The 20,324-nt window shown below is 55.3% G+C and carries 15 protein-coding genes, 2 tRNA genes and 1 rRNA gene; 12 read left to right on the top strand and 6 right to left on the bottom strand.

Annotated elements, in window-relative coordinates; translation table 11 throughout:
* Positions 1 to 19: 19 nt before the first annotated feature.
* Together HPC62_RS09160 and HPC62_RS09155 are read right to left on the bottom strand one after the other, a co-directional pair.
* Positions 20 to 1,138: an ABC transporter permease gene (locus HPC62_RS09160; protein WP_172355033.1), complete on the bottom strand. Its 1,119-nt coding sequence runs from the start codon at positions 1,136 to 1,138 to the stop codon at positions 20 to 22.
* Positions 1,139 to 1,144: 6 nt separating this feature from the next.
* A complete protein-coding gene (locus HPC62_RS09155) occupies positions 1,145 to 2,347 on the bottom strand; it encodes a BMP family ABC transporter substrate-binding protein (RefSeq protein WP_172358866.1) in 1,203 nt (400 codons plus the stop codon).
* A 492-nt stretch (positions 2,348 to 2,839) separates the two neighbouring features.
* On the opposite strand from HPC62_RS09155, the gene HPC62_RS09150 reads away from it, so the two are divergent.
* Positions 2,840 to 6,814 (top strand): WD40 domain-containing protein, encoded by a 3,975-nt coding sequence (locus tag HPC62_RS09150; protein WP_172355031.1) that lies wholly within the window; start codon positions 2,840 to 2,842, stop codon positions 6,812 to 6,814.
* 81 nt (positions 6,815 to 6,895) lie between these two features.
* Here the strand turns inward: HPC62_RS09150 and HPC62_RS09145 are convergent, their stop codons facing one another.
* Positions 6,896 to 7,480, bottom strand: a complete 585-nt coding sequence (locus tag HPC62_RS09145) for a GNAT family N-acetyltransferase (RefSeq protein WP_172355029.1) — start codon at positions 7,478 to 7,480, stop codon at positions 6,896 to 6,898.
* 46 nt (positions 7,481 to 7,526) lie between these two features.
* Here HPC62_RS09145 and HPC62_RS09140 point away from each other — a divergent pair, with 46 nt between their 5' ends.
* From HPC62_RS09140 to HPC62_RS09130, 3 genes are all read left to right on the top strand, one after another.
* Positions 7,527 to 7,865, top strand: a complete 339-nt coding sequence (locus tag HPC62_RS09140) for a rhodanese-like domain-containing protein (protein ID WP_225906670.1) — start codon at positions 7,527 to 7,529, stop codon at positions 7,863 to 7,865.
* 662 nt (positions 7,866 to 8,527) lie between these two features.
* On the top strand, positions 8,528 to 9,184 hold the full coding sequence (locus HPC62_RS09135) for a sigma-70 family RNA polymerase sigma factor (protein WP_172355025.1): 657 nt from the start codon (positions 8,528 to 8,530) through the stop codon (positions 9,182 to 9,184).
* A 274-nt stretch (positions 9,185 to 9,458) separates the two neighbouring features.
* Entirely contained in the window at positions 9,459 to 10,079 is a 621-nt protein-coding gene (locus tag HPC62_RS09130; protein WP_225906669.1) for an anti-sigma factor family protein, read from the top strand.
* 133 nt (positions 10,080 to 10,212) lie between these two features.
* On the opposite strand, the gene HPC62_RS09125 is transcribed toward HPC62_RS09130, so the two are convergent.
* Positions 10,213 to 10,668, bottom strand: coding sequence for a hypothetical protein (locus tag HPC62_RS09125; RefSeq protein WP_172355023.1), 456 nt, complete (start codon positions 10,666 to 10,668; stop codon positions 10,213 to 10,215).
* A gap of 364 nt (positions 10,669 to 11,032) precedes the next feature.
* Here HPC62_RS09125 and HPC62_RS09120 point away from each other — a divergent pair, with 364 nt between their 5' ends.
* Positions 11,033 to 11,356: an STAS domain-containing protein gene (locus tag HPC62_RS09120; protein ID WP_172355021.1), complete on the top strand. Its 324-nt coding sequence runs from the start codon at positions 11,033 to 11,035 to the stop codon at positions 11,354 to 11,356.
* 212 nt (positions 11,357 to 11,568) lie between these two features.
* On the opposite strand, the gene HPC62_RS09115 is transcribed toward HPC62_RS09120, so the two are convergent.
* Positions 11,569 to 12,711 carry a tetratricopeptide repeat protein gene (locus tag HPC62_RS09115; protein ID WP_172355019.1) on the bottom strand — a complete coding sequence of 381 codons (1,143 nt, stop codon included), beginning with the start codon at positions 12,709 to 12,711 and terminating at the stop codon, positions 11,569 to 11,571.
* A 361-nt stretch (positions 12,712 to 13,072) separates the two neighbouring features.
* Here HPC62_RS09115 and HPC62_RS09110 point away from each other — a divergent pair, with 361 nt between their 5' ends.
* The 3 genes from HPC62_RS09110 to HPC62_RS09100 all read left to right on the top strand — a co-directional run bounded on the left by HPC62_RS09110 (position 13,073) and on the right by HPC62_RS09100 (position 15,039).
* Positions 13,073 to 13,615 carry a hypothetical protein gene (locus HPC62_RS09110; protein ID WP_172355017.1) on the top strand — a complete coding sequence of 181 codons (543 nt, stop codon included), beginning with the start codon at positions 13,073 to 13,075 and terminating at the stop codon, positions 13,613 to 13,615.
* Positions 13,616 to 14,153: 538 nt separating this feature from the next.
* A complete protein-coding gene (locus HPC62_RS09105; RefSeq protein WP_172355014.1) occupies positions 14,154 to 14,456 on the top strand; it encodes a hypothetical protein in 303 nt (100 codons plus the stop codon).
* A gap of 103 nt (positions 14,457 to 14,559) precedes the next feature.
* Complete coding sequence (locus HPC62_RS09100; protein ID WP_172355011.1) at positions 14,560 to 15,039, top strand: hypothetical protein; 480 nt, start codon at positions 14,560 to 14,562, stop codon at positions 15,037 to 15,039.
* Positions 15,040 to 15,146: 107 nt separating this feature from the next.
* Here the strand turns inward: HPC62_RS09100 and HPC62_RS09095 are convergent, their stop codons facing one another.
* Positions 15,147 to 16,460, bottom strand: coding sequence for an NF041680 family putative transposase (locus HPC62_RS09095; protein WP_172353244.1), 1,314 nt, complete (start codon positions 16,458 to 16,460; stop codon positions 15,147 to 15,149).
* Between the two features lie 98 nt (positions 16,461 to 16,558).
* Here HPC62_RS09095 and HPC62_RS23410 point away from each other — a divergent pair, with 98 nt between their 5' ends.
* From HPC62_RS23410 to HPC62_RS09075, 4 genes are all read left to right on the top strand, one after another.
* Entirely contained in the window at positions 16,559 to 17,398 is an 840-nt protein-coding gene (locus HPC62_RS23410; protein ID WP_172355009.1) for a transposase, read from the top strand.
* A 774-nt stretch (positions 17,399 to 18,172) separates the two neighbouring features.
* Positions 18,173 to 19,660 (top strand): 16S ribosomal RNA (locus tag HPC62_RS09085).
* A gap of 115 nt (positions 19,661 to 19,775) precedes the next feature.
* Positions 19,776 to 19,849, top strand: a tRNA-Ile gene (locus tag HPC62_RS09080).
* A gap of 227 nt (positions 19,850 to 20,076) precedes the next feature.
* Positions 20,077 to 20,149 (top strand) — tRNA-Ala (locus tag HPC62_RS09075).
* Positions 20,150 to 20,324: the final 175 nt, after the last annotated feature.

The following is a 20,324-nucleotide window of genomic DNA, read 5'->3' as shown; positions in this document are numbered from 1 at the left end:
CTGCCTTCATCCTTCCTCATCACACCGTCATAACTGGTTCCTGCCCCGGACTCGGCGGCGGCGGCGCGGGGGGTTCGATAACGATGGGCTTTTCTTTGAAGAGGCCGAACTTGCCGTAGAGCGAGTCGCTATAGAGCACCATCAAGAAGACGAGTCCCTGGAAGATCAGCACGGTGGCATCGGGCAGTCCGTGGGCCCGCTGGAGGATGCCGCCGCTGGCGAGGATGCCGCCGACGAGCAGGGAGATCAGCACAGCGGCGAGGGGGTTGTGGCGGGCGGCAAAGGCGACGAGGATGCCACCGTAGCCGTAGCCAACATTCAGCGATTCATTGGCAGAACCCTGCACAGCGGCCACCTCCACCATGCCCGCCAAACCCGCGCAGGAACCTGCCAGAAAGCAGATCATCACCGTCAGCCTGCCAACGGGTAGCCCCGCAATTTTGGCGGCGCGGATGTTGCCACCAGCGGTGCGGGCGGCGAAGCCAAAGGTGGTGCGCTGCATCAGGAAATAGGCGATGACGCAGGCGATCAGCCCATACAGCAAGCCCCAGTGAACCCGCGTGCCAGGAATGTCGCCCAGCATATTAATCTCCGCCAGCGGGAAGGTCGATGGCTTATTGAGCGAACTGGGATCGCGCATGGGGCCGCCAACGAGGTGATTCAGCAGGGCGATCGCCACGTAGTTCAACAGCAGGCTGCTAATCGTCTCATTCACGCCGCGATAGTGCCGCAGCCATCCCGCCGCGCCGATCCAGATGCCACCCATCACCATCCCGGCGATCGCCATTGCGATCTGCACCATCAAAGGAGGGAAAGCCGTTCCCATAGCGAGACCCATCGAAACGGCTGCCAGTCCACCAACCACCAGTGCGCCTTCGTTACCAATGATCACCAACCCCAGTCGGGCGGGCAGCGCCGTACACAGGGCCGACAGCATCAGCGGAGCCGCCCGCACCAGCGTATTTTGGAAGGTGCTCCACTTGCCAAAGGCAGCCTTCCAGATCGAGGCATACACCGCGAAGGGGTTCGTCCCCACCAGCGCACAAAAAATTCCAAACAGCAAGATTCCGGCCAGAATGGCCCCAAACGACAGACAGAGAGATTCCAGCGTCCTGCGCCAGGTTTGTGAAAGCGCCATTGTTCTCTAGCCTCCCACCGACCCGATTACGCCTTCTACCAGATAATCCATCTGCTCCAGCTTGGGATCTTTTTGCTCCAGCTTTTCGTTCGCCCCGACCACCACACCGCCCTTGTTGTCCTTCACTTCGCCGGAATAGATGACGAGGCTGCCGTCCATCAGCGTGGCTTTGGCTGCGTCCGCAGCGGCCTTGGCTTCGGCGCTGACTGCCGGGCCGTAGTCCGATACCTTACAGAAGCCGTCCTTCAAGCCGCCGCGCAGGATGTGGTCAATTGTGCCGTCTTGCAGCGACTTGCCCGCGTAGATGTCTTCGGCAATTTTGGAGTAGATATTCGTCCAGTCCCACTCGGCTCCGGTGAGGTAGCCCTTAGGAGCCAGGGCCGCTTGGTTGGCATGATAGCCTGTGCAAAAAATGCCGCGCCGTTCCGCTGTTTCCATCACCACCTTCGGACTGTCCACATGGCAGGTGACAACATCAATGCCCTGATCCACCATGCTGTTGGTGGCTTCTGCCTCTTTGATCGGCTCCGCCCAGTTTCCGGTGAAGAGAACCTGAGTTGTGGCATCGGGGCGGACGCTGCGAGCGCCAAGGGTATAGCTGTTGACGTTGCGAAGCACCTGGGGGATTGGTTTCGCGGCCACAAAGCCCAGCTTGCCGCTCTTGGACGTGAGGGCTGCGACGATGCCCGCAACGTATTGCGCCTCGTCGATATAGCCAAAGTAGCTGCCAATATTTTTTGGCGTTTTGCCTTCCTGGTACAGTCCGCCCGCGTGGAAAAATTGGACATCGGGATATTCTTCCGCCAGCTTCAGGATGTGCGGGTCAAAGTAGCCGAACGAGGTGGGGAAGATGGCTTTTGCGCCGTCGATGTCGATCATGCTCCGCATGGATTCGGCAACGGCGGTGGTTTCGGGCACGTTTGCCTCTTCCACCAGCTTCACCCAGTTGAACTTGGCTGCCATGCCCGCTGCGCCCTCGGCGTGGGCCTGGTTGTAGCCGTAGTCGTCCTTCGGCCCGACGTAGATAAAGCCGATGGTGAGCGGGTCGCCGCTGCCTGATGCGCCTCCTTCGGCGGCGGCATCTGTTCCGCCTGTGCCAGAAGGACTGCACGCTGTTCCCAACTTCGCCGTGAGACCAAAAGCGCTGGTGGCCAGCAGCCCTCGAATCACCTGCCGACGAGACACGTTCAAAATTCGTTTCCTGCCCATCTCTTTGCTCACAGTGCTAGCTCCCTTAGCGACAAAACCTGGTGACGAAACCTCTGCGGTGAAATCCCAATCTCAAAAATCTCGAAACTCTTGAAACTCTGAATCCCCAGATTGCGGCGGCTCGAAAAACCCTGAAGCCGTCCTGACTGGGGCGATTAGAAGTTAGACCAAAGCCTATCAAAGCCGCGCCGGAAACGGGGTTCTAAAAGGTGTGGGAAAGGTTCGCAAAAGGTTCGATCTGAGTCAAACAGAATGTGCCTTGGGCTACAAAGGGCGATCGCCCAAACCGTTAGCATCGCTGATACGCAGTGGGGAGCCGCAGTGGGGAGCCGCAATGGGGAGCAATGAGCGCGATCGCCCTGATAGCGGGCAATTTCGATAGGACTTACGCAGTTGGACGCTTTCTCTCGCGCGCAGCCCGCAAGCAAGCGTCCAAAACCCAGAAAACTTATCGCAAGGTAAGTCCTGTTTGAGTCTTTTTTGTAAACAGTTATGAACTCCGAAGAAGCCCTAGCCATAGTTGAGTTCGCCCTGCGGGACAATCGCCTCAGCAAGCTGCAACGTGCGGTATTTTGTCAGGCATGGGAGGAGCAATCTTATCTAGAAATTGCTCGTCGCTATGGCTATGAGTTGGGCTATGTGAAACAGACGGGTTCCCAACTCTGGCAACTGCTGTCGGATACGTTCCAGGAAAAGGTCACCAAGCACAATTTGCAGGTCGTGCTGAAGCGGCAGGCTCCACGGGTCAAAGCCACGGGTTCAGACCCAGAGCGATTAGAACCCGTTGCTTTAGAACCCATAATTTCAGAGCCGCCGGCTGTGCTGGAGCAGCGTGCCGAACCCAGCGCAAATCGAGAGACGCTGCTGAGAAATTCTGCTCTGCTGTTGTCTGCTCCGGTCGCCACCTTGCCCGAAACCCGCGTGGCGATCGCCCCTCCCGTTCCCGCGGCTGCTTCCCTCCCTGCGCCCGTGGCCGACTGGGGCGATGCGGTCGATCTGCCTGCCTTTTATGGTCGCGATGCCGAGTTGCAGCAGGTCGCAGACTGGATTTTGGGCGATCGCTGTCGGCTGATCCTGATTTTGGGCATGGGGGGCATCGGCAAAACCACGCTGTCCGTCAAGCTGGCAAAACGGCTATCGGAGCGGCAAACCGCTGAACCGGGCAGATGCGATGCACCGTTTCAGTTCACCCTCTGGCGATCGCTCCGCAATGCGCCGCCTGTCCTGGAACTGCTGGCAGATCTCATTCAGGTTCTCTCCCATCGCCGGGATGCCGACCTGCCCGACTCGCTGGATGGGCGCATCCGTCGCCTGCTGGACTATTTGCGGCAGCACCGCTGTCTGATCGTTCTGGATAACGGCGAAACGGTGATGCGCCAGGGCGATCGCGGCGGCGGCTACTTACCTGGCTACGAGGGCTATGGTCAACTCCTGCAAGCCCTGGGCGAAGCAGAACACCAGAGTACCGTCCTCCTCACCAGCCGCGAAAAGCCGGGAAACCTAGCGGTGCGTGAAGGGTCGCATCTCCCGATTCGCTCGCTGCGGCTGTCGGGCTTGCCGCCAAACATTGGGCAGGAACTCTTTGCGCTGAAGGGCGAATTTAGCGGCACGGATGCCGAATGGCAAACGCTGGTAAGCCACTATGCGGGCAATCCTCTGGCGCTGCAAATGGTTGCCTCGGTGATTCAGGATCTCTTCGACGGGCAACTTACAGACTTTCTGGACTGTCTGGAAACAGGAACCTCGGTCTTTGGCGATATCCGCGATCTATTGGCGCAGCAGGTAAACCGCCTCTCGCTGCTGGAGCAACAGGTGATGGACTGGCTGGCAATCGCCCGCAAGCCTGTAACCCTCTCCAACCTGCGATCGTGGCTGGTGCCGCCTGTGGCGCTGGGGGCGCTGCTGGAGGCGATTTGTTCCCTGGAGCGGCGCTGTTTGATTGAGAAAACCGCACCCCGTCTCACTGAAAAATCGCAGGCAAGGTTCACGCTCCAGCCTGCCGTGATGGAGTATGTGACGGAACAACTTATTGAACGGCTTCAGCAGGAGATTGGTCACGTTGGTGCTGCTCAAGCTGAATGTGCGAGTGGCCCTTCTGTGATTTCAAGCAACCTGCTGCATACCCACGCAGTCCTCCAGCCCCAGGCAAAGGATTACATCCGCGAAACGCAGACTCGCATGATCCTTGCGCCCCTGGCAAAGCGCCTGCTGGAAAACCAGACCCAGACCCAGCTAGAAGAACGAGTGCGATCGCACCTCCAGCACCTCCGCTGCACGTCTCAAGCTCGGTCTGGCTATACGGCAGGAACCCTGCTGAACCTGTTAGTGCAACTGGGTACAGACCTGACGGGTTGGGACTTTTCGGAACTCGCCGTGTGGAATGCGTATCTGCGCGGTGTGAATCTGCATCGGGTGAATTTCACCGGGGCGAATCTGGTGCGATCGGGCTTTACCGAAACCTTTAGCCAAATTTTGGCGATCGCCTTCAGTCCCGATGGCAAGCTGCTGGCCACGGGCGATATAAACCACGAAATCCACCTCTGGCAAGTGTCAGATGGGAAACAACTGCTCAGCTTGCGGGTTGATGAAGGCTGGGTCTGGTCGGTGGCGTTTTCGCCGGACGGACGCACCCTCGCTAGCAGCGCCAACCGCAGCGTTCACCTGTGGGATTTGCAAACCGGGGCCTGCCTGAAAACGCTGCCCGGATATAGCGATCGCGTCTTTTCGGTGGCGTTTTCGCCGGATGGACAATACCTGGCGACGGGCAGCGAAGACCACTGGGTGCGCGTCTGGAATGTGCGATCGGGAACCCTGCTGCATTCTCTGGCGGGCCATACCCATGAAGTTCGCTCCGTTGCCTTTTCGCCTGCCCCGCTGCGGCAGGGGCCGACCGCGAAGTGTGTATCCAAATCTTCTGCCTTTCTGCTGGCCAGCGCCAGCTACGACGGAACGGTGCGCCTGTGGAATGTCAGCAGCGGTGCGTGCCTTGCCACCCTGAAGCATCCAGATCCCCCTGCAACAGGGGCGCTACCCTGGGTCTGGTCAGTGGCGTTTTCACCCGACGGCCACACCCTTGCCAGCGGCAATGACGACGGCACGGTGTGCTTGTGGACGGTGGAATCGGCCGGATCTTCGAGGGCTGTAATCCCGACCACGCACCCCCCCCTGCAAGGCTCTCGGCAACCCGTGCGGGCGATCGCCTTTAGCCCCGATGGGCGCACCCTCGCCAGCGGCAGCGATGACGGCAGTCTGCGCCTATGGGACTATCGTCAGGGCGATTGTCGGCGTGTGCTGACTGGGCATCGAAGCTGGATTGCGGCGATCGCCTTCAGTCCAGACAGCGGCATTCTCGCCAGCGGCAGCGAAGACCAGTCTGTGCGCCTGTGGGACGGGCGGGGTCTGTGTTTGCGGACGCTCCAGGGCTACAGCAACGGCGTGTGGTCGGTGGCGTTTTCTCCTGATGGGCGCATTCTTGCCAGCGGCAGCCAAGATCGCACCCTGCGGTTGTGGGATCGGCAGTCGGGACAACTCCTCGGCAGCTTGCAGGGCCACACGCGCTGGATTTGGTCGGTGGCGTTTCACCCAAAGCAGCCCCTCCTAGCCAGCGGCAGCGAAGACCACAGCATCAAGGTGTGGAATGTTCAGACGCAACGCCTGCTGCAAACCCTGGAGGGACACCGCGACGCAGTGATTTCGGTGCTGTACAGCCCCACTGGGGAAACGCTGCTTAGCGGCAGTCTTGACGGCACAATCAAGCTCTGGGATGCCCCAATAGGGTTGTGTCGTCGCACGCTGGCTGTCCACGAGGGCGGCGTATGGTGTCTGGCGCTGAGTGTCGACGGTCGCCTGCTGGCCAGCGGCAGCCAGGATCAGACCCTGCGCCTGTGGCATGTAGAGAATGGAAGCTGTTTGCAAACGCTAACGGGGCACACGAGCTGGATTCGGGCGATCGCCCTCAGCCCCGATGGACAACTCCTGGCGAGCGGCAGCGCCGACGGCGTGATCAAGCTCTGGCGTGTGCAGGATGGAGTCTGTGTTGCCACCCTCAAGGCGCACCGGGGGCCCGTGCTGGCGATCGCCTTTCACCCCAGCGGCAACCACTTCGCCAGTTGCAGCACCGACACCACCCTCAAGCTCTGGGATTCTGGTGCTGCCACCTGCCTGCACACGCTCCACGGACACCACCGCTGGGTGCGCTTCCTGGCCTACAGCCCCGATGGCAACACCCTGGCAAGCTGCGGGCAGGATGAAACAATCCGCCTCTGGGAGTTGGGATTTGAGGATCAGGGGTGTTGCGGGGAAGGCACGTCCTTAAGCGCTTGTCCGCCAGCCTCGCACCTGCGGCAACCCGAAGCTTCCTGGGTGCTGCGCGTGCCGCGACCCTACGAAGGAATGGCGATCGCCCAAGTCACAGGACTCACCGACGCACAGCGGGCCACCCTGCGGATGCTGGGCGCGGTAGAGTGATGCCGTGCTGAAGTGATGCCGGGTAAGTGACACCGGGTTGCAGTGATACTGTGCTGAAGTGATGCCGGGTTGAAGCGCCAGTCATAGCAACAACTGCAAAAACTTCAAATCTAGCCAGCGATCGAACTTGTAGCCCACCTGTCGCAGATGCCCGACTTCTGCATAGCCAAAGCGCTGGTGCAGGCGCAGGCTGGCGGCGTTGTCGGCATCAATTCCCGCAATTAGGGTGTGCAGACTGCGAGCTTTGGCCGCTTCGATGAGGGGCGCAAGGAGGCGCTGACCAATGCCGAGACCGCGGGCAGGGGCTGCGACGTAGACTGAGCTTTCGGCGGTGTAGCGATAGGCGGCCCAGGCGCGGAAGGGACCGAGGGCAGCGTAGCCCAGAATCTCGGCATCATCGGTTGCGGCATCATCGGTTGCGGCATCATCGGTTGCGGCTGATGCGGCTGCGGCATTAACGGCAACGAGAATGGGATAGCCCTCTGTTTGGCGGGCGGCAAACCAGGACTGACGCATTTCCAGCGTATGTGGCTCGTAGTCGTAAACCGCAGTCGTGTGCAGGATCGCGTCGTTATAGATTGTCAAGATGCCAGGTACGTCGGCCTCAGTGGCAGGGCGAATGTGCAGGTTGTCTAGCGGCGAGTCGGTCGGTGTTTGTGGGATCATGCAGTCATTCCCCTTTGCAAAACTGCTTTATCCTACGATGCACTCGATGTCTCAACTGCCTCATATCCACCCAACGGAACTTGCCGAACGGCTGGCGCAGGGAGCGCGGCTGCAACTGGTGGACGTGCGCGAACCGGAGGAACTGGCGATCGCCCAGGTAGACGGCTTCATCAACCTGCCGCTGAGTCAGTATGGCGAATGGTCAACCGATATCCACAGCCGCTTAGATCCGGAGGCAGAAACCATCGTTATGTGTCACCACGGGATGCGGTCGGCGCAGATGTGCGGCTGGCTGCTGTCGCAGGGCTTTCAGAATGTCAAAAATCTAACGGGTGGAATCGAAGCCTATGCGATTGCCGTTGACCCCACCATTCCCCGCTATTAACGCTATTAGAGCTATTAGCGCTATTAAAAAGAGTCAGATGGGCGACACATAGAAAATTCCCTCTGAAAGTTTCTATCATGCTGTCTCGCAGCAATTGATACTGCATGGTTGGTATCTTTGCTGAGAAGTGAATGTCGCCTAAACCTTGGGACAGCGGGGGGCGCTGTCCTATGGTTGCCGATGCCCAAGGAAAAATCTCCAACCCTGAAGCTGGGCCTTTGAAATGAAGGGACTGGGGGTGATTTTGAATTTTGGATTTTGGATTGCCAATTCACCGATTTATCGGGCGTGGGGCGATTTCCAGGGGGATGTTGTTTGGCGGAATGGAGAGAAGCCGTTATCTCTAAAATGATCCGGTTTTGACAAACAGCGGTGCGGATGAAAAAGAAATGCGAATTGGGCCCCAGGGTTGTGCAGATTGAAAATCCGTCCATCTGGCCAATTGTGCCAGGGGCGATCGCGGTAGATTTAGGCTGCGAAGGCGACAGTCGTTGCTATACAAGGACTTTGAAGCCAGTGCGATCGCTGCCCTTTACACCGCTTTGCCTGTGGAACCCTGCACTCCTGACCCAAGCCAAAGCAACTTTTGCAACTCCGGTAGGAACATCACCGATATGCAAGCGTCATCTAGAAGTGTCATCTCCCAAAGCCAAGCGTTGCCCATGAGCGAGTCTATGTCTGCGTCCTGGTCTGCCGTTGGGGCATCTGCGCCCCAGGCCAAGGTTCCGGCAGAGTCTCTGTCGAACTACGATTTGATTCTGCAATGTCAGGCAGGGCTACGGCCAAGCAAGACGGCGTTTGCGGAATTAATTCGGCGCTATCAGTCTCATGTGGACAAGGTGTTGTATCACCTTGCGCCCGACTGGTCAGACCGGGCCGATTTGGCGCAGGAGGTGTGGATTCGGGTCTATCGCAACGTTAGTCGGTTGCAAGAGCCAGAAAAGTTTCGGGGCTGGCTCAGCCGAATTGCCACCAACCTGTTTTATGACGAACTGCGGAAGCGGAAGCGGGTCGATAGCCCTCTCTCGCTAGACGCACCGCGCACGCTAGACGATGGCGAGATGGATTGGGAGCTTGCGTCGGACGGGCCAGGGCCCTCCGAAGATTTGGTTACACGCGAGTTCTATGACCAATTGCGGGCAGCGATCGCCGATTTGCCAGAAGTCTTCCGCACCACAATCGTGCTGAGGGAAATTGAAGGCATGGCCTACGAAGAAATCGCTGAAATTACGGGTGTGTCTCTGGGCACGGTGAAGTCTAGAATTGCCAGAGCGCGTCAGCGGCTTCAGTATCAGCTCCAGACCTATCTGGACAGCTGAGGGATATCTCTCCACCCGTGTTGTGGAGGATTGAGGGAAACAATGGGCGATCGCGTCGAAGTTCTGGTTCGGCATGTAGTGTGTGCAACTAGAGGCTGAGGCTGGTTTTACTATATTTCCCTTATGATTCCCCTTATGATCTGAGTAAGGTCTGAACTCAATGTTGGAACTCTATCCTCTCGCGATTGTGCATAACCTTTGCACACTAGCCCTGTGCATTGACTCATCGGTTTAGCGGTTTGCTCTCGATTCTGAGTCCTTGATTGATTTGACCATGATGCCTGATATTAACGACGGTAAAACTCCCCGGCAGCGTGCCTCTCGCCCTGCCTCTGGGAGCGGTCTGCCCCCAGAATGGGCGCATCGTTCACCTGTAGAGCCGATTGACCATTTGAAGCGCGATCGCTTTGAGTTATTGAGCGCCTATCTAGATGGCGAAGTCTCTGCGAGCGATCGCCGCCAGATTGAGGCATGGCTTGCCAGCGACGCTTCTGCACAACAGCTTTATGCTCGCCTCCTCAAGCTGCGTCAAGGGTTGCATGGGCTACGCACCCTCCCTGTTCCTGCCGAGCGCCCCGTCGAACAGACGGTCAGCCAGGTGATGAAGCGGCTGGAGCGTAAGCCAAAGCGTACTGTGGCCTGGGGCGGCATGGCGGCGGCAGCAGCGCTGTTTGCAGGCGCAGTGACGACGGTGGTGGCTCCGAGCTATCTTTCCCCGCATGTCAACGTGATTTCCCAGTCCGATTCTCAACTGATGATCGCGCTGGATCGTCCAGTCATTGACATTCCCGACATTGCCTATCCGAGTGCTGTGCCTCCGAGGACGACGGCCGTTCCCGTTCCCGACGTGGTTCCTGTTGCACCGTCTAACGGCGGGCAGCCTATCACGCCCTAAAGAGGCTCCAGCAAAATAAATCTATAGCAAATAAATCTATAACAAGGTGCATGGGCTGCGTTTGGCTCATGCACCTTGCTGCTCATGCACCTTGCTATGTATATCTCTGCTCTGCATATCTCCCAGGTCAGATTCATTCAACCCGCACCCTGCTGCCAGATTGATCGGTGTGGACGTGATATTTCCCTTGAGGTGTGGAAACTGTGACCCTATAGCCAGGAGTCATGACCTCAGCACAAACCTCGTCAGGTTCTGCGGCACCCAGGCAAGCATTATTCCAGGTTTGGGGGCTGACGTTGCTCAGCGTCATTTGCGCTGTTGAAAGACCCGTTTTCTCCGCTAGCGTGGTCTTGATGCGGGCTGCGACTTCTGCCGGGAGCGGTGTGGATGTTCCAAAGGAGCGAGAGGGGGATGATGGGAGATGAGAGGAGTCCTGACGGGTGGTGGTGTGTACGCTGGAAGACTCTGGGCCAGAGGCAGCCGTTGCGCTGCACCCGGTTAATAAGCCGACCAAAAAAAGCAGGGCGATCGCCCTGAGCCACCGCTTCCAACCTGCGTCAATCGTCCACACCACATCCTTGAACATCATAAATTTGAAGGTCTATTCACCAACTCTTTAATTTTAGCGATCGCCTTGTCCATCAAGCATTTGACCGTCACTAAAAAATCATTTTGGTAGCAACACGTAGGGGACTGTATCTAACTTAGTGGCAATTCGTTCACAGCTATGCCAGTTTAGAGGAGTGCTTAATAAGCCGCGTAGCCATAGATCCGTATTCTCCGTATGGGTCTGCGCGCTCACCCATTGCATATGCTGGGGTTGCAGCGTGGGTTCACCAAAATTTAATGCCCTGGCTCTGCATCTTCATAGAACGTGCAGAGGCTATGTGCATTTTGGTTAACATCCTGGCAGCCGCACGCCTCAATCCTTAAACCCTTGTCAAACTGGAAACATGATTAAAGTTATTGAGCTTTCTGGCATTCTAGATGGCACCCAGGTAGATGCCTTCCATCAGCAAATTGGTGAGGCTCTGGAAACCGGCGCTTCCGTCATTTTGGTGGACTTAGAGAAAGTGACGTTTATGGATAGTTCTGGGCTGGGTGCTTTGGCAAGCGCCCACAAAAAGGTGCGGGCTGCTGGTAAGCGGCTGTCTTTCTGCTCGATTGGCGAACAAGTTAAGATTTTGTTTGAGCTGACCAGTATGGATCAGGTGTTTGAAGTATTTCCGAATCGGGAAGCGTTTGATCAGACCGTGCTATCGGGCGCGGTGTCTTGAGGCAAAACTGGGTATTTATCAAAGGTGTTCAGTCCATCGTCTTGGATAAATTCAGAGCTTAGCGAGTTAAGCTTAACGAGTTAAAAAGGGTGAGGCGCACTGCGTCCCACCCTTTCTGATTAAAGGTTTAATTTGTTGTGTGACCAGGGCAATGAGAAGGTAGTCTGGCTTGACAACTCGACTAAGTTTTACACTAAGAACGTTGCGCCGCGTCAATCCAGCTTTTTGATCATAGATTCGGCTTGTGCCGCGCCCTCTGCGTTGCCCTGCTGCTCGTAAAGCTGGAGGGCACTGCGAAAGGCGGCAAGGGCCTCGTTCCGGCGATCGCGCTCCTTTAGCGCCACGCCAAGCCTATAAAACGCATCTCCACTTTCTGGCTCCAGTTCTGTTAGCCGCCGAAATGTAATGATTGCCTGGAGATAATTCCCCTGTTCCAACAGCAAGTTGCCCAAGGTCGAATGGGCATCGACTGAATTCGGCTCGGCAAAAGTTGCCCGTTGATAAAAGGCGATCGCCTCTTGCATATTGCCTTGGGCGCGATACAAGTCCCCGATTTGCAGATAAATATCAGCATTTCGAGGTTCTAGCTCGGCGGCTCGACGCAGTGCATTCAGCCCATCCTGCACCCGTCCTGAGTTGACCAGTGCCACTCCCAAATTGGCCTGTACCTCAGCCCGCCTAGGAGCCAAATCGGCGGCTTGTTGCAGCATCTCTGCGGCATCTCGATAGCGGGCAGCCAGCAGCAGTACCTCACCCATCGATTCATAAATGCGGGCACTGTTTGCGCCGCGCAGCGTCGCGGCTCGTCGATAGGCGGCTAGCGCTCCGTCATAGTCTTGCAGGCGAGTTAAAACCACGCCCAGACCCAAATTCGCGTCTAGGTTATTAGAATCCAGCGCGACGGCTCGACGATAGGATTCAGCGGCCCCTGCGTTGTCCCCCAGGTTGGCCAGACAAAAGCCAAGCGCGTAGTGAAAGTTGGCGTTGTTGCCATCTAGCTCGATCGCCCGACGATAGGCCGACACGGCTGCCGCATAGTTACGCTCCTGGGCATGAGCGAAGCCAATCGCAGAGTGGATGCGGGCGTTGTTTGGTTCTAGTGCTGCGGCCTGCTCGTAGATGGCGATCGCCTCGCTAAAATTGCGCGATCGCATCAGGTCGCGCCCCTGCCGTACGAGTTCATTTACCCGCCGACTTTGCTCTAGTCGCTGCTGAGGAGTCAGTTGTCGGGCCGTAGTGCCAGAATTTTCAATCTGGGCGATGGCCAGAGGAGGGTTGACCAAACCAGCGACAGGCAGAGAGAGAAAAAAGCTGGCGATCGCCGCCACAGAGTTAGAAGTTTTAAAGCTAATCACAGTTCAATCTGGAACAGACTGCAAGCTAATCCACGCTCGTTGACTTTCGTCAACGCAGATCAACACTCGTTAATAATTAGCCGATTTCGGCTGGATTGAAAACAGTAGCCCCCTCGAAACCTCTCGAAAGCTTACGAAATCTCGTTCAAAATTACACGCCTGAAACTGCACTCCAAACTGCACACCCAAAAAAGTACCTTGCCAGGGGACTGTATCGCCCAACCGTCAGTGCCATATTGGTTTCAGTTGAGTAAGCCAAGGAAAAACGTCAGAACGTTTATCTGCCAAGGCTTTCAACCACACACTATCAACCTGTTGAGGAACTTTAATTATGGCTACTGTTTGTTCTCCCTCCAAAGCAATGCGTGCTGAAGCTGCTGCGGCTGTTGCGCCTCCGGTCGGGGCCCAACCTCCCCAATACGCAGAAACAGAAACCTACTCCCGTAGCATTCTGGGCCCAGTGATGTTTGAACTGTCTGAGCTGCGTGTAGAAGGGACGGCCGATCTGCCTGTGCCCCCCACCTACGTCGCTCCTGGACAGTCTCCGTACATCATCGCGGCTGATGAAGAGTTCGTTTCAAGCGTGAAAATCGTATTCAACCGAACCCCCCTATCATCGCTGCTGATGTGCCTGGGCACCCAAATCTCGATGAACTTCCACTTTGAAGGCCAAGGCCGGAAGGCTACGGAAATTGACCTCCTAGCGGAAATTACAACCCAGAAGGATGTCTATGAGTACGAAGTGAAGCTGTCTGAAGTGCCCAAAAAAGCAGGACTCACCCCCGGTTTGTATGTGGTTTCCGCCACAGCCGAAATTGGCCCTGCCGAACACGAATGCAGCCAGTTCATCTTGGGCTACGGCTACATCTCTGGCACGCTGCTGCAAGTCTACAAAGAGGTCTAAGCGACGATTGGTTCGTACCATTTCCCCAGAGCATGTGAGCTAGCCACCTGCTCTAGGGTCACTCCTGAAGCTTGAACTCGCTGGTAGGTCTTCGTGACCTACCAGTTTTTTGCGGCCATACGATCAAACTACATGTTGTGGCTGGTGAATAATTGGCCACACCTCAAGCGGAGAACTTAAGGCTGTAGATAAGGATTGGTAAAGCTGGGGTTGAGGCTTGACCTTGCTCTAAAAACAGAGCCAGACATGAGAGAGGAGCGACATAAGAGCAAATTTTTTGTAAAGACTAATACAAGACATGACTATTAATTTTTATGTCTGAATGCGATCGCCATCTACACACGGGGCAATCTAGCTGTTATCCTAGTCACTTCTTAAGCTTCTCTTAAGCTATTGATCAAGGTATTGCAGCACTTTAGAGTGCTCTTTCTTCGCGCGAATTCTCTACTCATTCTGAGGCGATAGAAAATCTAGCTCTCAAGCTGAAGCATCTGCATCCTAACGCGACAGCCATTTTCACAGACCCTCCTCACGCCCTATGGAACTTGCTAGCGATTCGTACCCAGTTCGAGCATTTATTCGACACAAAGCCAAAATGAGAGTCTTAGAGGCCGAATCAATGGGGATTGGCTGCTTAGCCTTCGACGAGCCTCTTCTTCAAGAGTTGTCAACCACACTCTTCCAGTCAGAACGAGGAGCCGCAATCTTCATCGCCTACCCAAATCGTCAGGCTGCCGAAGCCATCGAAGATCAGTTCGCCCTGGAACTTGCAGAAACCTATCGCTACATCAAGCAGCGGAAGATGGATACTCAAGTGCAACGGTTAAATAGCCTGCTCTAATCTCTTCTAATCACTTTAGTTTGGACTAATGGTGAAGAGGAAGGCAGTCAATGAGAAGCACCGACTGCCGTAAGGTCAATGAAGTACAACCAACATTGACCCCATGATTTTCAACGAACTTCAGCAATTTCGCCAAACGTTGTATGCCAGCTTGGGAAACGCCAGAGATGCCCTGTTTGATCTGATGGATGCCGTGTTAGTGAGTGCGTGCATCGTGTCGTTTGTGAGGCTATCGCAGAGTCCTGTCTTTCGTCGCCAGTGGTCGAGCACCTATGAAGCGTTGCGCGATAGCCGCCTACCCCGATCAAAGGTGCTGAAGCTGTTGGTGCAGCAGATACCGACTCAGCAGCAACCGTTGTTGGCAGGTGATGCGAGTCGGTGGAACCGTCCTGCTGCCAGGCGTTTGAAAGACCGCACCTTATCAGGCAGAACAGGACATGCCCCGATAGCCGGACAAAACTACAGTACCTTAGCCTGGATTGCTGAAGACAGGGGCAGTTGGGCATTACCATTGCGGCATGAGCGCATCACCAGCTTTGAAACACCCGCCAGTAAAGCGGCATTCCAACTCAAACAACTTTAGTTTGGACTAACTGGCATCACAATAATGCTCAACAGGATGCCATAAAGAATCTGCTCAACCGTTCATAACAGTTGAACTTAAGGAATTGGATACAATCCTGCTCGCAGTTAAGCTGCTGTTGCAACCGGACTGTTCAGGGATTGTTCGGATGTCTTGCGTTTCGAGGCTCGTTTTTTGACCATCGGATAGCAGGGACGAGGAGTTGGCTTGTGCCCCTTGCCTCGTCCTGGCGATTTACCACGAGGTTTAGGCGCAGGAGCAGGGGTGCCAATCGCTGCCAAAATGCCTGCAAACGCTTGTGCGACCCGACCCGGAGTCAACGTTTCTTGCGGTGCCTGCCAGGGCAAGGGGTGGTCAGTACAGTCCTTTCGCGCTAACCACAACTGCCAACTGAGCAACGGCATCAGGCTGCTCCACTGTTCGGTTGCCGATACAGAACTGAACTGGGGATGTGTCCAATATAGCCTCTGCTTGGCAAAGCGATACCAGTGTTCAATGGCAAAGCGACGGAGGTAGTGCAACCACAGGGTTTCTAACGGAGGCATCTGCTCACCCAGCCAAACTAACCACAAAGGAGCCAAGCGTCGCGTGCTGCTCTGTGTCTCCAGCACCTCCACGCGCAACACTTCCATTGCCCGTTTGGGGGATTTGCGGAAATGGTATGCACTCCAACGACTGACCCGCACTCGTCCCCAGTTGGGATCATCGACTTCAACGGTTTCGACCGGGACACTCCAAGTGTCAGGGTCATTGAGTTTCATCTTATGTCCATGCTTGGCAGGTGCGCCTCGCCCTCGATACGCTGGGGGCGCGCCATAGACACATCGATTGGATGTAACCCGCAGCAGCAAGTCTGCCTCAATCCCTGCCGTTTGGTTGACAAAACTGGCATTGCCGTACCCTCGGTCGTAGATCGCCAACGGACGCACCGCTAACTGCCGAGTCACTTGTTTGAGTTGGAATGCCGCTTTACTGGCGGGTGTTTCAAAGCTGGTGATGCGCTCATGCCGCAATGGTAATGCCCAACTGCCCCTGTCTTCAGCAATCCAGGCTAAGGTACTGTAGTTTTGTCCGGCTATCGGGGCATGTCCTGTTCTGCCTGATAAGGTGCGGTCTTTCAAACGCCTGGCAGCAGGACGGTTCCACCGACTCGCATCACCTGCCAACAACGGTTGCTGCTGAGTCGGTATCTGCTGCACCAACAGCTTCAGCACCTTTGATCGGGGTAGGCGGCTATCGCGCAACGCTTCATAGGTGCTCGACCACTGGCGACGAAAGACAGGACTCTGCGATAGCCTCACAAACGACACGATGCACGCACTCACTAACACGGCATCCATCAGATCAAACAGGGCATCTCTGGCGTTTCCCAAGCTGGCATACAACGTTTGGCGAAATTGCTGAAGTTCGTTGAAAATCATGGGGTCAATGTTGGTTGTACTTCATTGACCTTACGGCAGTCGGTGCTTCTCATTGACTGCCTTCCTCTTCACCATTAGTCCAAACTAAAGTCAAACAAGTGACTCGGCAGTTAGCGGTGCGTCCGTTGGCGATCTACGACCGAGGGTACGGCAATGCCAGTTTTGTCAACCAAACGGCAGGGATTGAGGCAGACTTGCTGCTGCGGGTTACATCCAATCGATGTGTCTATGGCGCGCCCCCAGCGTATCGAGGGCGAGGCGCACCTGCCAAGCATGGACATAAGATGAAACTCAATGACCCTGACACTTGGAGTGTCCCGGTCGAAACCGTTGAAGTCGATGATCCCAACTGGGGACGAGTGCGGGTCAGTCGTTGGAGTGCATACCATTTCCGCAAATCCCCCAAACGGGCAATGGAAGTGTTGCGCGTGGAGGTGCTGGAGACACAGAGCAGCACGCGACGCTTGGCTCCTTTGTGGTTAGTTTGGCTGGGTGAGCAGATGCCTCCGTTAGAAACCCTGTGGTTGCACTACCTCCGTCGCTTTGCCATTGAACACTGGTATCGCTTTGCCAAGCAGAGGCTATATTGGACACATCCCCAGTTCAGTTCTGTATCGGCAACCGAACAGTGGAGCAGCCTGATGCCGTTGCTCAGTTGGCAGTTGTGGTTAGCGCGAAAGGACTGTACTGACCACCCCTTGCCCTGGCAGGCACCGCAAGAAACGTTGACTCCGGGTCGGGTCGCACAAGCGTTTGCAGGCATTTTGGCAGCGATTGGCACCCCTGCTCCTGCGCCTAAACCTCGTGGTAAATCGCCAGGACGAGGCAAGGGGCACAAGCCAACTCCTCGTCCCTGCTATCCGATGGTCAAAAAACGAGCCTCGAAACGCAAGACATCCGAACAATCCCTGAACAGTCCGGTTGCAACAGCAGCTTAACTGCGAGCAGGATTGTATCCAATTCCTTAAGTTCAACTGTTATGAACGGTTGAGCAGATTCTTTATGGCATCCTGTTGAGCATTATTGTGATGCCAGTTAGTCCAAACTAAAGTAATCACATTGCCTGCACAAAGCTTGAGGCGGCTGGAGAACCAGATAAGCTCTGGGATTATCCAGCCGTTTTCTGCATTATGACCACTCACCCCAATCCCTTCTTCAGGGAACTCGGCTTAAAACCTTGGCAAGAGCATAGAAAAAATGTGAGCCTAACTATCCGCTCCTAGATTTCTTGAGGATTTTTTTGAAGATGAAGACGGGAATCAGGGGCGATCGCCCCGTACTAGCCTCCTCAACCCCTTATTTGTTGGGGCTTTCAAGTTTTGGGAGTTTTTTTGAGAGAGTAGTTGACAGTTATAGGGAGATAGGGCTACATTAGTAAAGCGGTCGGGAGGACAGCCGAAGCGGAGTGAAGGCGAAGCAAGGCTAAAGTCTCGCCGCCCGAACCTAGAAAAGATAATAGTTTGGAAGCCAGAATAGCATCTGTGACCCGTTAATGCAAATATTGGGGGAGTTATTTCTGAGGTTTCAGAGATTTTTCAGGGAAATTGATATTTAGGGACTAGTTCTTGAACTAGTTTTTAGGGATTGATTTTGCCTGAAGAGTCGAGAGACGAGGGAATGACTTTTCTGAATTAACGAAACACAAGGAGATTATTTAGATAATCTCAAACCGGAACGAGAGTTCTGGAGCCAAAAAACTCTAAATGGAGAACAACATGGAGAGTTTGATCCTGGCTCAGGATGAACGCTGGCGGTCTGCTTAACACATGCAAGTCGAACGGGGTGCTTCGGCACCTAGTGGCGGACGGGTGAGTAACGCGTGAGAATCTGCCCTTAGGACGGGGACAACAGCTGGAAACGGCTGCTAATACCCGATGTGCCGAGAGGTGAAACATTTATGGCCTGAGGATGAGCTCGCGTCTGATTAGCTAGTTGGTGGGGTAAGAGCCTACCAAGGCGACGATCAGTAGCTGGTCTGAGAGGATGATCAGCCACACTGGGACTGAGACACGGCCCAGACTCCTACGGGAGGCAGCAGTGGGGAATTTTCCGCAATGGGCGCAAGCCTGACGGAGCAAGACCGCGTGCGGGAGGACGGCCTATTGGTTGTAAACCGCTTTTGATAGGGAAGAAGTACTGACGGTACCTATCGAATCAGCATCGGCTAACTCCGTGCCAGCAGCCGCGGTAATACGGAGGATGCAAGCGTTATCCGGAATTATTGGGCGTAAAGCGTCCGTAGGTGGTTGTTCAAGTCTGCTGTTAAAGCGTGCGGCTTAACCGCATACCAGCAGTGGAAACTGGGCGACTAGAGTGCGGTAGGGGTCAGGGGAATTCCCAGTGTAGCGGTGAAATGCGTAGATATTGGGAAGAACACCGGTGGCGAAAGCGCCTGACTGGACCTGCACTGACACTGAGGGACGAAAGCTAGGGGAGCGAAAGGGATTAGATACCCCTGTAGTCCTAGCCGTAAACGATGGACACTAGGTGTTGCCCGTATCGACCCGGGCAGTGCCGTAGCCAACGCGTTAAGTGTCCCGCCTGGGGAGTACGCTCGCAAGAGTGAAACTCAAAGGAATTGACGGGGGCCCGCACAAGCGGTGGAGTATGTGGTTTAATTCGATGCAACGCGAAGAACCTTACCAGGGCTTGACATGTCCAGAACCCTGCTGAAAGGTGGGGGTGCCTTCGGGAACTGGAGCACAGGTGGTGCATGGCTGTCGTCAGCTCGTGTCGTGAGATGTTGGGTTAAGTCCCGCAACGAGCGCAACCCTCGTTTTTAGTTGCCATCATTTAGTTGGGCACTCTAGAGAGACTGCCGGTGACAAACCGGAGGAAGGTGGGGATGACGTCAAGTCAGCATGCCCCTTACGTCCTGGGCTACACACGTACTACAATGCTGCGGACAAAGGGTTGCAAGCTCGCGAGAGCAAGCTAATCCCATAAACCGTGGCTCAGTTCAGATTGCAGGCTGCAACTCGCCTGCATGAAGGAGGAATCGCTAGTAATCGCAGGTCAGCATACTGCGGTGAATACGTTCCCGGGCCTTGTACACACCGCCCGTCACACCATGGGAGTTGGCCACGCCCGAAGTCGTTACTCCAACCCTCGGGAGGAGGACGCCGAAGGCAGGGCTGATGACTGGGGTGAAGTCGTAACAAGGTAGCCGTACCGGAAGGTGTGGCTGGATCACCTCCTTTAAGGGAGACCTACCCACTTTAGAGTCGAACGCACAGTGCAAATAGATTCAAAGTCGGTCATCCCAAGGTCGTTCGGATTACAGATAGGCTTCCAAACTATACTGGTTCGGTTTATGGGCTATTAGCTCAGGTGGTTAGAGCGCACCCCTGATAAGGGTGAGGTCCCTGGTTCGAGTCCAGGATGGCCCACCTTTGAAAAAGGGAAAAGCGAAGAATGAAGAGGTAAAAGAGATAAGAGCAAGCAAAGCCTCTGTAACGAAGTCTACGAAACCTTTTCTGTAACGAAGTCTGTTCTGTAACGGGTCTTTAAGTTTTGCTTGGAGCCTTAAGAACTGTTTAGGTTGCACTAGGTTTCAGCTTTTGCTCTAGTTCTTTTATTATTATTTCTTCGTTCTTCAATTCTCTGATTTTCGTATGGGGGTTTAGCTCAGTTGGTAGAGCGCCTGCTTTGCAAGCAGGATGTCAGCGGTTCGAGTCCGCTAACCTCCACTGAGGAATCTTGAATCCTCATGAGGCGATAGCTAGTTAACTTGCTTAGAATGCAGCTTGCTTAGCAGGCAGTTTGTTTAGTAGTCCGCTTACTTAGTTCAGCAACTTATCTTGTTCACCGAGTTAAGGAAGACCAAGAGAGCCTGCTGGATTAAACCAGCCAGAACCTTGAAAA

It is taken from the genome of Thermoleptolyngbya sichuanensis A183, from assembly GCF_013177315.1.
Classification (GTDB): domain Bacteria; phylum Cyanobacteriota; class Cyanobacteriia; order Elainellales; family Elainellaceae; genus Thermoleptolyngbya; species Thermoleptolyngbya sichuanensis.
Note: the sequence above shows the minus strand (reverse complement) of the source record. Positions and strands in the feature narration are given on the sequence as shown.